The organism is Streptomyces fuscichromogenes (assembly GCF_014645815.1).
GTDB classification, from domain to species: domain Bacteria; phylum Actinomycetota; class Actinomycetes; order Streptomycetales; family Streptomycetaceae; genus Streptomyces; species Streptomyces fuscichromogenes.
In genome coordinates this window covers 270,949-284,173 of record NZ_BMML01000009.1, presented here as the reverse complement: position 1 = coordinate 284,173, position 13,225 = coordinate 270,949, and the positions used below count along the sequence as shown (strand labels likewise).

The window sequence follows — 13,225 nt, the reverse complement described above, 5'->3', positions numbered from 1 at the left end:
GCGGTTCAGGATGAGGCCGGACGGGCAGGCGGGGTGGCGGCGGAACCGCGCAGGTCCGCCGTACCGGCGCCCACCACGGCGACGGCGGCGAGGCAGAACAGGCCACCGCTGACGAGGGCGGCGGTTCCGGAGGTGGCGGCCGCGACAAGGCCGCCGCGCAGGTTTCCGATGTCGGGTCCGGCCTGCCCGACGATCTGTTCGGCGGCGCCGACGCGGCCGAGCAGTTCCTGGGGTGTGTGCAGTTGGACGACAGTGCTCCGGGAGACGACGGAGACGGTGTCGGCGGCACCGGCCACCACGAGGAAGGCCAGCCCGGCCCAGGGGTCGGGCGAGATGCCGAAGAGCGCCAACGACACGCCCCAGGCGGCGGATCCGCCGAGCATGACCAGGCCGGGGCGGGGGAAGCGGGTGAAGGTCCCGGAGAAGAGCGAGGCGACGACACCGCCGACGGCGACGGCCGTGAGGAACAGTCCGAGGGTGCGGGGGTCGCCGCCGAACCGTTCGGCGTTGACCAGGGGGAACAGGCTGACGGGCATCGACAGCACGGTGGTGGCCAGGTCCGTGAGCAGGGCCCCGCGGATGACGGGGGTACGGCCCAGGAAGGCCAGGCCGTCGAGCACTCCGCGCAGGCCGGGCCGCGCGGGCTCGTCCCCGGGGTTCAGCGAGGGCAGGCCGTACGCACCGTAGAGCGCGGCGCCGAAGGTCAGGGCGTCGACCAGATAACAGGCGCCGACCCCCAGCCCGCCCACGAGCAGTCCGCTCAGTGCGGGACCGAGCAGCATGGCGCCCTGGAAGGAGATGCGCCGCAGCGCCAGGCCGGCGGCCAGCTGATGCTTGGGCAGCAGGTGCGGAACGAAGGTGCGCGAGGCCGGTCCGCCGCCCGCGCCGAAGGCGGACTGGAGCGCGACCAGCCCCAGCACGGCGGCGACGGGAACGTTTCCGAGGAAGCCCTGCAGTGCCAGGAGGAGCGAGCACAGGGCCTGCCCCGCGGTCATGAGCAGGAAGAACTTCCGGCGGTCCACCCGGTCGACGAGCGATCCGGCGAGGAGTCCGAGCGCCACGAGGGGGATCGCCTGCGCCAGTCCGACGGCGCCTGTCCAGGTGGTGCTCCGCGTCGTCTGCCAGACCTGGAACATCACGGCGACGAGTGTCATCTGACCGCCGAAACCGGACAGGGTCTGGCCGATCCACAACCGCCGGAACGCGGGCGAGGACCGTAACGGGGTCACGTCGATCAGCGTGCGCCCCACTCGCGCACTCACGCGTGATCCTCGGCCTCGGCCTCGGCCAGCCTCTCGGCGACCCGGCCATGGAAGCTCTTGCGCTCAAGCGCCTGCTCGATGTCGCTGACGACCCGGGAGAGCGGATACGGGATCTCATCCTCCAGTTCGGCGAGGGCGGCTTCGGTGGCCCGCCACTCCGCCGCCAGCCGGCCGACGACGCGACGCGCCTTCTCGGTGAGCGTCACTTTCCTGGTACGCGCGTCGTCGCCCACGACGGTCTCGACCCAGCCGGCCTCACGCATCGCGGCGACCTTCTGACTGAGCGCCGAATGCGTCCGCTGCACCGACTCGGCGAGCTCCGCGATGGTCATCGGCCCACAGGCATGCAGCCGCAACAACTCCATGACGAAGCTGGGCTTGAGCCCGTCGACCCGCTGCCCGGAGTGGATCCGGGCGATGTCCGCGTCCAGCGCCGCCTGGAGCAACCGCAGAGGCCGCCAAAGGCTCTGCCGCGAAGGATCGGCCGCACGCGAGTCACTCACGCACCAAACCCTAACAGCACTTATATAAGCACTGTCACTCCCCGGCTTCCACCGGGCTCGACGCCCCACTCCGCCCCGATCCGCTACGCTGTTCACGTCAGCGGCCAGGTCACGCTGGATGCCCGCCAGGGAAACCCCCGCGAGCACCCCGCACACCACCACTGACCAGCGGGCTTGCACACCAAGGCCGAAGATCCACTCACTGGATTTTCACCAAGGTCCCCACAAGCCCCGGCCTTCGTAGCTCAGGGGATAGAGCACCGCTCTCCTAAAGCGGGTGTCGCAGGTTCGAATCCTGCCGGGGGCACCAGGCAAAAGGCCCCGGACCGATCATGGTCCGGGGCCTTTGACATCCACTTTTGACATCAACGCGGGCGGTCACGCACGACCGGGGCGCCTCTTCCTGTTCCTCAGCAGCCGGTCCATGTGGCTCATGGCTTCGCGCTGCGTGTCCTGGACGACGTGGGTATAGACGTCCATGGTGATGCTGATCTGAGAGTGCCCGAGGATCTCCATCACCACGCGGGGCGCGACTCCGGCCGCCGTGAGGAGGGTGGCTGTGCCGTGGCGGGCGTCGTGCAGCCGGATGACGCGGAGGCCGGCGGACTGGGCGACGCGGGTGAAGGAGCGGTAGAGGTTGCGCGGCTCGACGGGGCGGCCGGTACGGGTGGCGAAGACGTAGTCAGAGCCCTTCCACTTCTCCCCCGCTTTCGCGCGGGTCTCCACTTGCCGCATGCGGTGCCAGCGCAGGGGTGCGATGCAGAGGGCGGGGAGCGGGACGGCTCGACGACGGCGGCTCTTCGGATCGTCGTCGTAGAGGACGCCACGGCGACGCTGGACCTGGTGGCGGACGTAGAGAACGCGGGCGTCGAGGTCGAGGTCGGACCAGCGGAGACCGACGATCTCACCTCGGCGGAGGCCCATGGCAATGGCGAGGACGAAGGCCGCGTAGAGCGGGTCCTTACGGGAGGCGGCGAGGAAGTCGAGCGTCTCGTCGAGGGTCCAGGGGTGCAGCTCGGGCGTGTCCGTGCGGGGCGGCTCGACGAGCTTGGCGACGTTGCGCGTGATGAGTTCCTCGCGGCAGGCGGAGGTCAGCGCCGAGCGGAGAACTCGGTGCGATTCCTTGGCAGTTGCAGCGGTGGCCTCCTTCTCCAGACGGACGAGGAACCGGCGGACGTCGGCGACGCCGAGGGATTCAAGGCGCTTGGGGCCAAGCAGCGGCACCAGGTAGAGACGGACCTGTGACTCGTACTTGTCGAAGGTGCTGAGCTTCCGCCGGGGCTTGATGACGTTGTCCAGCCAGTACGGCAGCCACTCCGAGAGCTTGGCCGACTTGGTGGGCACGGGTACGCCCTGGTCCACCTTGTCCAGCAGCTCGCGGCGCTTGGCGTCACACTCGGCCCACGTCTTGCCGTAGGCGAACTTGCGGGCGCGCGTGCCGTCCGGCTGGAGCACGTAGACGGCGCACTGATAGCGGCCGTCCTTGCGCTTGGTGATGGTGCCGGCGCCGTTCGGGTTGCGCTTGCGCTGAGTGGCCATCAGGCAGCCTCCTCGATCTGGCCGAGGACGAAGTCCGTGACGGCGTGGGCGGGGATGCGGCGGGCACCGTCGATCTTGATGGAGACGAGACGGTGCGACCGGATCAGGTCGTAGACCTTGGAACGCCCGAGCTTGAGCCGTGCCATGACCTGCGGCACGGTCAGGAGTTCGGCGGTGACGGTGGCCGTGGTCATGCTGCGGATCCCTCCTCGGTGAAGCTGTCGCGCCGGGCCTCGCGGGCGGTCTCGCGATTGGTCTGAAGGCCGCGGGCGATGGTGGCGGCAAGGGCGGCTTCGCCGGGGGTGTGGCCGTGGCCGGCGTACTGCCAGTCGGTCAGGACGAGGACGGTGTCCGGCTCGCGGTCGTCGAGGCCGAGGACGGAAGCCTCTTGTGCGGCCCGGTAGTCGGCACGTTCCTGGCGGAGAGCGCCGAGGGTGGTCGAGTAAGTACGCGACTTGGACGAGAAGTGCCCGCGGAATCCGAGCATGTGTGCCCAGGCCCACAGGCGTCGGTCCGGATAGAGGCTGTCCAGGTCACGGCACGCGGTGATGAGTCGCCGGGTGTGGTCGGGGACTTGGTGGCGGTCGAGTTCGGAGAGTTCGCCGATGCGGCGGTCCAGGGTGCCGGTGTTCTCAGCGGCTTTGGTGGCGTACTTGGCCACGTAGGAGGCAACGGCCTGTTCGGTGATGTCTGAACCGTCACCGAAGGCCTTGACCGGGCGCACGTCGAGCTGTCGTCCCCATCGGAACGTTCGGGCGGGTTGGTCGTCGGCAGCCGGGACCGAGACGGACGTGTACGAGTGCGCGGCGGCGGCGCTTATCGCACCGGTGAGGAGGTCGACCGTGGCCCAGGCGGGCGGCGGTGTGCCGGGTCCGTCGGGGCCGTCGAGGCGTACCACGGCGTGGAAGTGAAGGGCGCCGCGCTTTTGGAACTCGGCGACCTTGCCGTACGAGAGGCGGAGGTGGTCGGCGAGTTCGCGGCGGGGCAGGCCGGCGCGGGCGGCGAGTTCGCGGCGGAGGCGGGTGGTGAAGCGCTGCCAGAGCTGTCCGGCGTGGTTGTTGAAGAGAACGGCGCCCGCGTAGTCGTAGGTGTCCGGGTCGAGGGCTGTGCCCAGTTCGGGGGCGTCGGGGGTATGTGGGGTGCCGCAGCGGCAGGTTCCGTGGTCAGGGCGGTTGTGGACCGGGCCGAAGGAGGGTGCGGTGAGGGTGGCGAAGACGCGCGGGTGGTCGCGGACAGCCGCGGGGATGTCTCGGCGGTCGTCTCCGGCGAGGCCAGCGCGGATCAAGTGGTAGGTGTCGCCCGCGTAGGTCCAGGCGCAGGAGGGGCAGCGGGATGCGCGGCGGTTGCCGCAGGCGAGGCGGAGGCGTCCGCCCGGTTCGTTCTCGGTGGAGTAGTGGTGCAGGGTCTCGCCGGTGGTCTTGTCCTTGGTGAGGGTCCAGCCGGTGAGGTGGATGGGGTCGGAGCAGCCGCCGGTGCGGCGGATCTGGTCTTCCCAGCGGGCGTAGTCGGAGGCCGAGGCCACGCGGAGGATGTCCCGGAGGGTGGTCGGGTCGAACGCTGGGGCGGGCGGGTGCGTCTTCTGTGTCGCGGGTGAGGCCCGGTGGGCCATGCTGGGGGTTCCTTCCGGTTGCGAGATCGATCGGTAGGGACGGCTCCCGGGCGGCGGATGCTTGGCGGTATCGAGGCCGCCCGGGGGCCGGTCAGCGGCGTTTGGCGTCGGAGGCCAGCAGGGAGCGCAGGACAACCGCGCAGACGGCGACCGAGGCGCCCGTGATGGCGACCGCCAGGAGCAGCGAGACCAGGACGGCACCGACGACCAGGACCGCGGCCGTGCCGGCCCCGACGAGGGCGAGCGTGGTGCCGGGGGTGAGCTGGACGACCGGGCGGGACGGGGCCGGGGCGACGGGCGTCGGTGGCGGGACCGGGGTGCTCGGGGTGATGGCGGTCGGTTCGATGACGGCGGGCGGGGAGACGAGTCCGGTCGGGGTGGGCATGGTGGGGATCTTCGGGCGGAGCATGTCGGGTCTCCCTACTTGATGGCGGTGTCGATGACGGGGGCGAGCAGGGTGTCGGCGATGAGGTAGCCACCGAGGAGCAGCACCAGGACCAGCCAGAGCGGCGGGCGGATGAGCTTGCAGCCGAGGTAGCCGACGACGGCGAGGGCGAACCAGAGCGGGACCTGCATGGCGGTGTCTCCTAGCGGACGCGGCAGCGGTGGGTGCGGGCGGCGAGCTGAGCGGCGGTCTGGCTGGAGTAGTCGGCGGACCAGCCGCAGCGGTCGGCGGTGCAGACGGCGGCGTGCACGGTCCGACCGTTGCGGTCGCGGTGGGTGCCGATCTGCACGGGGCCGATGCGCATCACGGAGTGGAAGTTGTCGCGGGCAGGCATCGAGGTGTCTCCTTCCTGGTCAGGCGAGGTGGGCTGCGATGGCGTCGGCGAGGTGGGGTGGGACGCCGAGGCGGGAGCGCAGGGTGTCGGAGTCGATCGGGGAGCCGGTACGGGCGCGGTATTCGTCGGCGATCTTGCGGGCGTGGTCGACCAGAGCGGCAGGGACCGGCGGGGCGGTGGTCGAGGCGGGAGCAAGGGACGGGACCGGGACCGCGTCAGGCTCGGGCACGGCTGCTTCCGGTAGCCGGGGATCGGCGTCCGGGGTGTCCGGGACGGGTGTCGGCGGAACCGGTTCCGACTTCGGCTCCGCAGCCGACGAGTGAGCGAGGAGCGTTCCGCCGAGGAAGGCGAGTGCGGGCCATCCGGCGATGCCGAGGCGGAGCAGGCCAGGCGGGTCGGCCAGGTCGAGGAACCCGGCGGTGGCGATGTTGGCGCCGAGCGAGGCGAACAGGGCGATGAGGAACCAGCACCAGGCCAGCCGGGACGGGCCCTCACTGCGCAGGCGCCGCCAGGCCGCGACGAGGAGCAGGTCGACACTGACCGGGTAGGCCCACGCCTTCCAGCCGTTCTGTCCGGCAGCGGCGGCCAGGTCGTGCAGGTGGGCGAAGGACAGGGCACCGGCGATCACGGCCTGAATCAGCACCGCGTCGACACGGAGACCGTGACGGGCGCCCATCAGACGTCGCCCGGGTAGGCAGGGCCGTCGGGGTCGTAGCTGTCCGGGAAGGTGCCAGGCGGCGGCTCGGGCAGCGAGACGGCCAGGGACGTGCTGACGGCTTCCACGAAGTCGAGGTCGGCGCCGTCCATGTCGGCGTACAGGGCGAGTTGGCCGAGCAGGAGCACGGTCCGGGCGAAGTCCTCGCAGTCCGGGCACATGGCGGTTCTCCCTTCATCAGGCATGGCGGGGGTAGGGACTTGACGCGAAGGCGGTCACGCCGACCGTGGGAATCCGGCAGAGATCAGGCGGTGGCCGAGGAGACCTTGACCAGCGGCACGGACGCGACGTCGGAGCCGAGGAGGGCGGGCCGGAAGGGGGCCAGCTCGGGCAGGTCCGGTGTCCGGTCTGCGTGCCGGTTGCAGATGTTCACGGCCTGGCGGAGCGAGGTGTGCGGGGCACGGATGCGGTGCCAGCCTCCGGAGGAGTCACCTGCGATGGCGAGCCCGCGCATCTCCGCCGGGATCTGGATGGCGGCGAGGACGGCGTCCGGGGAGATGTCGCCGAAGGCCATGTTGGCGGAGGATTCGTCGTTGACGCGGTGAGCGGTACGGCCGGTGAGCTGGGCGCGGAGCATGGTGATGCCCTTGCCGAGTTCAGAGCCGAAGCGCTGCCCGCAGATTTCCAGGTAGATGCCGGCCGCGCGGCCGAGCTGGGCGAGGCGGGCCAGGGCGGTGATGATGCGGTCCCGCCGCTTCTCCTCCTCCTTGCTTGCGTACAGGGCGAGTTCGGCAACCTCGTCGACCAGGACGACGACCGGAGTCGGACGCAGGTCGTCGGGCAGGTCCCAGATGTCGGCGGCGATCTCCGCGTCCGGCACGTCGGAGGTGATCCGCTGCTGGGCACGGATGAGCTGATAGACGTCTCCCATCCGCGCCACAAGCGCGTCGAGCAGTTCGGCGGCGGTCTCGGGATTGTCGGCCAGCGCGGAAAACCGGCGGGCCAGCGGGAACAGCTCGACTCCCTGCTTGCAGTCGATGCCGACGAGGGCGACGTTCATCGGTGCGAGTCCGGCGACCAGGTTGCGTTGGTAGACGGACTTGCCGGACTCCGTGGCGCCGAGGGTGAGGGCGTGGGGTATCGCCCGGTAGTCGCGATAGTGCACCGAGCCGTCCTGCCGCAGGGCAACCGGCACCCGCATCGGCCGCGGGTCGGTCTCGGCAGGCATCTGCACCCGCTTGAGCACGTCGTAGCCGGTCATCTGCACCTCAACGACGCCGGAGCGCAGCTCACGCGAGGTCACGCCGTACATCGAGAACGAGTGCCGAAGCCGGTCCGAGGCGGCGGCGATGTCGAAGGCGTCCTGTCCCGGGCGGAGCTTGAGCCGCAGGACCAGACCGGTGCGGGTCGGCCGCAGCCGCAGGATGCGCGGCGGACGCGGCTCCGGTATCGGCCGGTTGGCGGCACGGGCCAGTGCGAGCCGCCATCGGGCCGGCGGGACGGTCAGCCCGCACGCGTCCATGACGGAGCCGTACCGGATCAGGACCCGCACCACGGCCAGCGTGACCCCGAAGGTCAACCAGTACCAGGCGGGGCGCCGCCACCGCAGGAGACCCACGGCGGCGACGACCAGCACCAGAGCGACCGTGAAACCGGTCATGTCAGGCCGCCTTGGATCCTGTTGCGGCGTTGGCGTTGGCGAGCGAGGTCACCGCGACCGCGCGGAACGCGATGCCGTGCCGCCTCTGACCGTTGAAGTCGTTCTCCCACGGGCGGGCGATCAGGCCCGTGAGCGCGACCGGCATACCCATGGCCAGCTCACCGGAGATACCCGGCTCCGGGACGGTGATGGAAAGGATCTCCACCTCCTCATTCGCAGCGAACATCACGTCGACCGTCATCAGCCTCGCCCCGGTCTCCGCGTCGGTGGCGATCTCACCAGTACGGCGGTCCTTGACCTTGACCTGCGGGGACTTGGCGACCATCACGACCGCGCCGGAGGTGTCGACGGGAATCTGACGCACTGAAACCACTCCTCTATAGATGCTGAACTCCGCCACTCATGTATATGAGTGACATGAAGAAGAGTGCCTCACTCCTGTACATGAGTCAACCCGCCGCGGAAAAGAACTCGCGACGGGCTGTGAGGAGTTGAGCGGGTGTCAGTCGCCCGCAGGGATCCGGTACTCGAAAACGAACTGGTCAGCGGCCATGAGCGTGTCGCACACCTCCACCACGAGACCCGCAGCCGTACGGGCCTCCCGGATCAGGTGGACTACCGGCGCACCCGGACTCAGCGCCAGCTCCGAAGCCTCCGCCTTGGAGGCCGACCGCGCTTGCAACGTCTCGACGAACTCCGAGAACTCATGTCCGTGATCTTCGAGTCGGGCGTAGATGCCACCGCCGCCAGGGTTCTCGGCGAACAGCTCCGGGATGTCCTTCACGACGTCCCAAGGAAGGTAGGACGTGGCGGTCTCGACCGGGGTGCCGTTACGGAAGTACAGGCGCCGGCGAGCCAGCACCTGCGTACCGGCGAGGACACCCAGCCGTTGGGCGGCATCCTCGGGAGCCTCCATGGGCCCGATGTAGAGGACGCTCACCTTGGCCGTGGCCCCGGACTGCGCGGACTCCGCGAGGTAAGCCGCCTGCCCTCCCTGCCGGAGCGAGCGCCGGAAGCGATCGGAGGAGCGATGCCGCACAGGAGGCCGATTCTTCACGATCGACCCCTTGCCGTGCCGGGTCTCGACGAGTCCACTCGCCCGCACCTCGACCATGGCCTTACGGATCGTCCCGCCGGACACGCCGTAGCGGTCCACCAGCTCAGATTCACTCGGCACCATGTCCCCGGGCTTCAGAACCCCGGCGCGGATCTGCTGCACGATCTCTTCCGCGATCTGCACATACCGAGGCCCGGAACCGACCCCTCCTGCCGCAGTTCCCATAGTCCTTCTCTGCCTCCTATGCTCCTCTACATGAGTCAACCACAGGAAGCGAGCACCCCTCCCCTGCACTCCGTGTCCGTAGCCGGAGTAGTGGTGCGCGAGGACGGCCGCCTCCTGGCCATCCGCCGAGCCGACAACGGCACCTGGGAGCTCCCCGGCGGCATCCTCGAACTCGACGAGACCCCCGAGGCCGGCGTCGCCCGCGAGGTCCTGGAGGAGACAGGCATCCACGTCGAGATCGACGAACTCACCGGCGTCTACAAGAACATGACCCGAGGCATCGTTGCCCTGGTCTTCCGCTGCAAGCCCTCCGGCGGCACCGAACGCACCTCCAGCGAATCCACCGCCGTCTCCTGGCTCACCCCCGACGAGGTCAGCCACCGCATGTCCGAAGCCTTCGCCATCAGACTTCTGGACGCCTTGGACGGCAACGGCCCCCACGTCCGCAGCCACGACGGCAAGCACCTCATCCCAGCGGGATAAGACCTTCTCTCCATCATCAAGGCGGCTCGCTCCGCTCCCCGCGCGCGGCCCGGCCCCCGGCCGGGCCTGCGCTCCTGCCTGCGTCCCGCTCCAGCCCGGCCGGTGTCCGTGCCGCGCTCTCAGCAGTCAGTCTCCTGATGTCAGAGAACGGTGGGGCGTCACGGCTGGAGCGGTTGGCCGCCTCAGGGAGCGGCTTTAATCCTCGAAGAAACTCCGGAAGATCAAGTCAAACTCACACTCGTCAGCGGGAGTAACTTGCGCAATAGCGGATCTGATTGCACTATCCGTTCGATACTCATCACAAAAGCTTTGCGCCGCCGTCAACTTATCCCCTGAAATTGATTCGGGATAATAGTCTTCAATTGCACCCCGCTCAAGCACGTAAATCTTCTCGCTGCGCAAAGATGAGATGAGTGCATCCTTCGCATCGGAAATCTCGCCAGAGGGCGGATACTTGACGAGAATTGTTCGCAAGTCGCGAGTTACAGCGCGGGTGAAGAAGTCGTCAACCTTCCTCTGCAGTTCGGGCCACTCACACTTCCCGTCCATGAAAAGATCGCCAAACTTCTTCGCATCCCTCCAGAGCTCTTTCATGGCAGGAGCATCGCGCATCCTGCGGGCTTGATTGTTGGAAATTTCGTCAGATTCCGCGCCGCTGGCGGAAATATCCTCCCCAACCAACTGCATGAGATGGCGCTGCTTCTCAAGCGAATTAGCACCAGCACCCAGTTTATTAAAGCCCTCTGCGATGGCATCAAGATCTGCAAGGACGGCTACGGAGACACCGAACCGCTCGAAGAACTCACGATACCTGGCGATGCTGGCCTTTCCGTTGACGCGCGCGATAGCCACTGACTGTTTATCGAAATCCCAATTAGGATTCAACATTCGAGCGATATGCGGGATGAGGATATGATCACTATCCCCTTCGACGAGAAGTACCTTGTCGGAGAAGAAGGCTGCATCGTTGTTCTCTTGGCGAATCATCTGGAACTGATCCTTCGCCTTGAGATGAGAAAGGTCTACAGGATATGCAACTGCGGTCGGCGGAGTTGTGGTTCGATTCTTCGCGATCTTAACGAATGTTCCCGTCGCTTGAGGGCTATAGAATGCTGTGGAATGAGTGCTGACGAGAACATGATTGTCTTGCGAGAAAATCCGTAGCGCCTCGAAAAGTTGTCGCTGAGCGCGCGGGTGCAGGAAGAGTTCAGGCTCCTCGAACAAGAGCAGGTAGGGCCTAGGGCGGGCTCCTGTTGAGTCTCCGCGCACGGTGGTTCGCAACTCTGCGTAGGATCGCAGAATGGCGAACGTCACAGACCTGCGGAGGCCGTCACCTTTACTCTTGAAAGCCCCACGGACTCCGTCGTCAACTGTGATAGTCGCATTCGACAGGACACTCCGAAGGTCAGGCGGAGGAATTTCAATACTCACTGCAGTATCGGGAAAAGCCGCTTGCAAGTTCCCTTGCACCAAGGACTCAATCTGGCGAACTTCATCAAGCCGCTCGTCACTGACTCGACCGTCAGGCAAGGTTTCGGCATTCAGATAGCGGCGCAACTGCCCAAACAGGATGTCGACGTCGGTCAGTCGAGGCTTGATCTGCTCAAAAAGGATCCCCAGCAGCTTACCGAAAGAGGCGCTCTCAGATGTTTTGAGATCGTCAGATAGTTCTTTCACGGCCGGGATGTAGATTACCTCGGGGAGAAGTGCTTGAATGGATTTGTCCATTCCTGTCACGAGGTCAACATCGCCTTTGGTCCGCTCGGCAGGCGAGAGGTTGGCGGCCAGCTCGGAAATTGCTTCCTTCACTGCCTTCTGCGTCGGATTCGCCGACAACTTCTCGCGAAGCTCAGGAAATGCGAAAATGGCACTTTGCCGCAGCTCGTCTCCACGTTTACCCGCCACGAGTTCCTGAGCAGAAGCAGGCCAGTAGCGCATGTCTGACGGAACATCGTCAACCTGCTTCAGGGTGCCCTTACCTGGAGCGGAGTAGACTCGCGAAAGTGTCAGCTTTCCACCTTCGGCTACCTTTTCAATTCGACTTCTATGTTCCTCCGCAAGCCTCGCAAGATCTTCGTCTTTGATCTCTTCGAAGGCGACCTCGATGCGCAATGGACTGTGCGCGTCATAGAAATCTGTATCCTTCAAGGAGGGGCCGCTGAAGAAGATGTCGAGAGCTTGCAGGATGGAGGATTTTCCCGCGTTATTCTCACCGATGATGCAGCCAAATTGAGAGACTGGAATCTGAAGATCTCGAAGTCCGCGATAATTCTGGACATGTACATGCGAGATCCGCATCGTTGTGCCTCTCGTGGATCATGGGCTCCAGGCCAGACGGCGCCCTGGTTCGTGTGTTAACCAGCGTAGGTCTACGAGGCTCATGGGAGCGGTGTTTTCCCCGAGTTGGCCGATCCTGCTGGCACTTCCCTTGCCCCTACAGGGCCTTGGTGAACGTGAGTCCCAAACCAACCTGCCTGCAACGAGGAAGCCTCCGCGACACGTGTTGCCCAGGGAGCGCCTCACTCGCCTTGGCCACAGCCGTGCTGTGGCCAAGGCCAGCGCTCCAGCAGACCCCGAGTAGCCGCAGCTTCCCAAGCTGAGAGGCGCCGCGGTCCGTCTCAGGTGCCGTCTTATTCAGCGCCGTACACAGCCGTTCAGACAGGACCGGAGGCGGTAGCCGCCCGGACGACCGGCCGCCCATGAATGCAGCTGAACGGCCCCGTCCGAGGCCCCCGCGGCCACCACCACAGTTGGAAAGCGTGCATCTGCTCCTGGTCAGGTGGTGCTCTGCGCGTCGCATCCCAAGCTTGGGGACGTCCCTTCAGATGAATCACGACAATGTTGCACTTCCAACTAGTTCGCCTCGCGTGTGAGGCAGGGGGCCTACGGTGACCGTCACGCGTAGCAAGCAGGGGGAACCGTGAGCACACCGCCGCCGCAGAGGCCACCGCGCCCTGACGAAGTCCTTGCCTTCCACAACGGGGACACGCTGGAGAACATCCCTGTCATCCGCGACGACGCACCCCCTCGACCGCCGCGGTTCCCTTGGAAGGCGACGATGACCGTGGGAGCCATCGCAGCCGGTGCAGGCGTTTGCCTGGCTCTGGTGCTGCATCAGCAGACGGGCTCGGGCAACAGGGATGGGAGCGCACTCCCTCAAACAACACGCAGCATCACAGAGGCCGGCCGCGGACACAGCGAGACCGCCCAAGCACCGCCAGCGCAAGCCTCGCCGTCGAGTGCGGCACCGTCCCGCTCAGTGGCTGCAGCGCCGTCATGCGTCCCGGTGACCTACAAGACGCCTTCCGGTCCATCCAGCTGTGAGCCGAAGGCCGATGTCTGTGTGGCTGGCGCACCCTGGTACGTCGAAGACATCGAGGGACTGTGTGGTGGCCCTGCGCCTCTCCAGGCCATTCACGTCATCTCGCAGCCCGCCACCGGTGGGGACCCAGG

General features: G+C 66.9%; 15 protein-coding genes and 1 tRNA gene. 2 read left to right on the top strand and 14 right to left on the bottom strand.

The genetic code is table 11. From position 1 onward, the window contains the following. Positions 1 to 5: 5 nt before the first annotated feature. Together IEZ11_RS21770 and IEZ11_RS21765 are read right to left on the bottom strand one after the other, a co-directional pair. A complete protein-coding gene (locus tag IEZ11_RS21770; RefSeq protein ID WP_229713277.1) occupies positions 6 to 1,262 on the bottom strand; it encodes an MFS transporter in 1,257 nt (418 codons plus the stop codon). Next, positions 1,259 to 1,765 (bottom strand): MarR family winged helix-turn-helix transcriptional regulator, encoded by a 507-nt coding sequence (locus IEZ11_RS21765; RefSeq protein WP_189264487.1) that lies wholly within the window; start codon positions 1,763 to 1,765, stop codon positions 1,259 to 1,261. The genes IEZ11_RS21770 and IEZ11_RS21765 overlap by 4 nt, the downstream gene beginning before the upstream one ends. A gap of 234 nt (positions 1,766 to 1,999) precedes the next feature. On the opposite strand from IEZ11_RS21765, the gene IEZ11_RS21760 reads away from it, so the two are divergent. Then, positions 2,000 to 2,075: transfer RNA gene (locus IEZ11_RS21760), tRNA-Arg, on the top strand. 68 nt (positions 2,076 to 2,143) lie between these two features. Here IEZ11_RS21760 and IEZ11_RS21755 read toward each other — a convergent pair. From IEZ11_RS21755 to IEZ11_RS21705, 11 genes are all read right to left on the bottom strand, one after another. After that, on the bottom strand, positions 2,144 to 3,304 hold the full coding sequence (locus IEZ11_RS21755) for a tyrosine-type recombinase/integrase (RefSeq protein WP_189264486.1): 1,161 nt from the start codon (positions 3,302 to 3,304) through the stop codon (positions 2,144 to 2,146). After that, on the bottom strand, positions 3,304 to 3,498 hold the full coding sequence (locus IEZ11_RS21750) for a helix-turn-helix domain-containing protein (protein WP_189264485.1): 195 nt from the start codon (positions 3,496 to 3,498) through the stop codon (positions 3,304 to 3,306). The genes IEZ11_RS21755 and IEZ11_RS21750 overlap by 1 nt, the downstream gene beginning before the upstream one ends. Beyond that, positions 3,495 to 4,913, bottom strand: coding sequence for a replication initiator protein RepSA (gene repSA, locus IEZ11_RS21745; protein ID WP_189264484.1), 1,419 nt, complete (start codon positions 4,911 to 4,913; stop codon positions 3,495 to 3,497). Before repSA ends, IEZ11_RS21750 begins: the two co-directional genes overlap by 4 nt. Positions 4,914 to 5,004: 91 nt before the next feature. Continuing rightward, complete coding sequence (locus tag IEZ11_RS21740) at positions 5,005 to 5,322, bottom strand: SpdD-like protein (protein WP_189264483.1); 318 nt, start codon at positions 5,320 to 5,322, stop codon at positions 5,005 to 5,007. Positions 5,323 to 5,333: 11 nt separating this feature from the next. Continuing rightward, complete coding sequence (locus IEZ11_RS21735; RefSeq protein ID WP_189264482.1) at positions 5,334 to 5,489, bottom strand: hypothetical protein; 156 nt, start codon at positions 5,487 to 5,489, stop codon at positions 5,334 to 5,336. 11 nt (positions 5,490 to 5,500) lie between these two features. Continuing rightward, the gene (locus IEZ11_RS21730; protein WP_055530619.1) at positions 5,501 to 5,692 is read right to left on the bottom strand and encodes a mobile element transfer protein; all 192 of its coding nucleotides are present in this window, start codon (positions 5,690 to 5,692) and stop codon (positions 5,501 to 5,503) included. Positions 5,693 to 5,711: 19 nt separating this feature from the next. After that, complete coding sequence (locus IEZ11_RS21725) at positions 5,712 to 6,368, bottom strand: DUF2637 domain-containing protein (protein WP_189264481.1); 657 nt, start codon at positions 6,366 to 6,368, stop codon at positions 5,712 to 5,714. Further along, on the bottom strand, positions 6,368 to 6,568 hold the full coding sequence (locus IEZ11_RS21720) for a hypothetical protein (RefSeq protein ID WP_189264480.1): 201 nt from the start codon (positions 6,566 to 6,568) through the stop codon (positions 6,368 to 6,370). Before IEZ11_RS21720 ends, IEZ11_RS21725 begins: the two co-directional genes overlap by 1 nt. Before the next feature lie 83 nt (positions 6,569 to 6,651). After that, positions 6,652 to 8,007 carry an FtsK/SpoIIIE domain-containing protein gene (locus IEZ11_RS21715; RefSeq protein ID WP_189264479.1) on the bottom strand — a complete coding sequence of 452 codons (1,356 nt, stop codon included), beginning with the start codon at positions 8,005 to 8,007 and terminating at the stop codon, positions 6,652 to 6,654. A 1-nt stretch (position 8,008) separates the two neighbouring features. Beyond that, a complete protein-coding gene (locus IEZ11_RS21710) occupies positions 8,009 to 8,371 on the bottom strand; it encodes an SCO3933 family regulatory protein (RefSeq protein WP_189264478.1) in 363 nt (120 codons plus the stop codon). 138 nt (positions 8,372 to 8,509) lie between these two features. After that, the gene (locus IEZ11_RS21705; RefSeq protein WP_189264600.1) at positions 8,510 to 9,289 is read right to left on the bottom strand and encodes a GntR family transcriptional regulator; all 780 of its coding nucleotides are present in this window, start codon (positions 9,287 to 9,289) and stop codon (positions 8,510 to 8,512) included. An 18-nt stretch (positions 9,290 to 9,307) separates the two neighbouring features. Here IEZ11_RS21705 and IEZ11_RS21700 point away from each other — a divergent pair, with 18 nt between their 5' ends. After that, positions 9,308 to 9,772 carry an NUDIX hydrolase gene (locus tag IEZ11_RS21700; protein ID WP_189264477.1) on the top strand — a complete coding sequence of 155 codons (465 nt, stop codon included), beginning with the start codon at positions 9,308 to 9,310 and terminating at the stop codon, positions 9,770 to 9,772. A 195-nt stretch (positions 9,773 to 9,967) separates the two neighbouring features. Here IEZ11_RS21700 and IEZ11_RS21695 read toward each other — a convergent pair whose 3' ends face one another. Continuing rightward, complete coding sequence (locus tag IEZ11_RS21695; protein WP_189264476.1) at positions 9,968 to 12,070, bottom strand: ATP-dependent nuclease; 2,103 nt, start codon at positions 12,068 to 12,070, stop codon at positions 9,968 to 9,970. Positions 12,071 to 13,225 lie beyond the last annotated feature (1,155 nt).

Bases quoted from the DNA above. Each gene is read 5' to 3' on its own strand.
- IEZ11_RS21715 (WP_189264479.1), bottom strand. From the start codon at position 8,007: ATGACCGGTTTCACGGTCGCTCTGGTGCTGGTCGTCGCCGCCGTGGGT.
- IEZ11_RS21735 (WP_189264482.1), bottom strand. From the start codon at position 5,489: ATGCAGGTCCCGCTCTGGTTCGCCCTCGCCGTCGTCGGCTACCTCGGC.
- IEZ11_RS21700 (WP_189264477.1), top strand. From the start codon at position 9,308: ATGCTCCTCTACATGAGTCAACCACAGGAAGCGAGCACCCCTCCCCTG.
- IEZ11_RS21740 (WP_189264483.1), bottom strand. From the start codon at position 5,322: ATGCTCCGCCCGAAGATCCCCACCATGCCCACCCCGACCGGACTCGTC.
- IEZ11_RS21725 (WP_189264481.1), bottom strand. From the start codon at position 6,368: ATGGGCGCCCGTCACGGTCTCCGTGTCGACGCGGTGCTGATTCAGGCC.
- IEZ11_RS21730 (WP_055530619.1), bottom strand. From the start codon at position 5,692: ATGCCTGCCCGCGACAACTTCCACTCCGTGATGCGCATCGGCCCCGTG.
- repSA (WP_189264484.1), bottom strand. From the start codon at position 4,913: ATGGCCCACCGGGCCTCACCCGCGACACAGAAGACGCACCCGCCCGCC.
- IEZ11_RS21750 (WP_189264485.1), bottom strand. From the start codon at position 3,498: ATGACCACGGCCACCGTCACCGCCGAACTCCTGACCGTGCCGCAGGTC.
- IEZ11_RS21705 (WP_189264600.1), bottom strand. From the start codon at position 9,289: ATGGGAACTGCGGCAGGAGGGGTCGGTTCCGGGCCTCGGTATGTGCAG.
- IEZ11_RS21755 (WP_189264486.1), bottom strand. From the start codon at position 3,304: ATGGCCACTCAGCGCAAGCGCAACCCGAACGGCGCCGGCACCATCACC.
- IEZ11_RS21695 (WP_189264476.1), bottom strand. From the start codon at position 12,070: ATGCGGATCTCGCATGTACATGTCCAGAATTATCGCGGACTTCGAGAT.
- IEZ11_RS21720 (WP_189264480.1), bottom strand. From the start codon at position 6,568: ATGTGCCCGGACTGCGAGGACTTCGCCCGGACCGTGCTCCTGCTCGGC.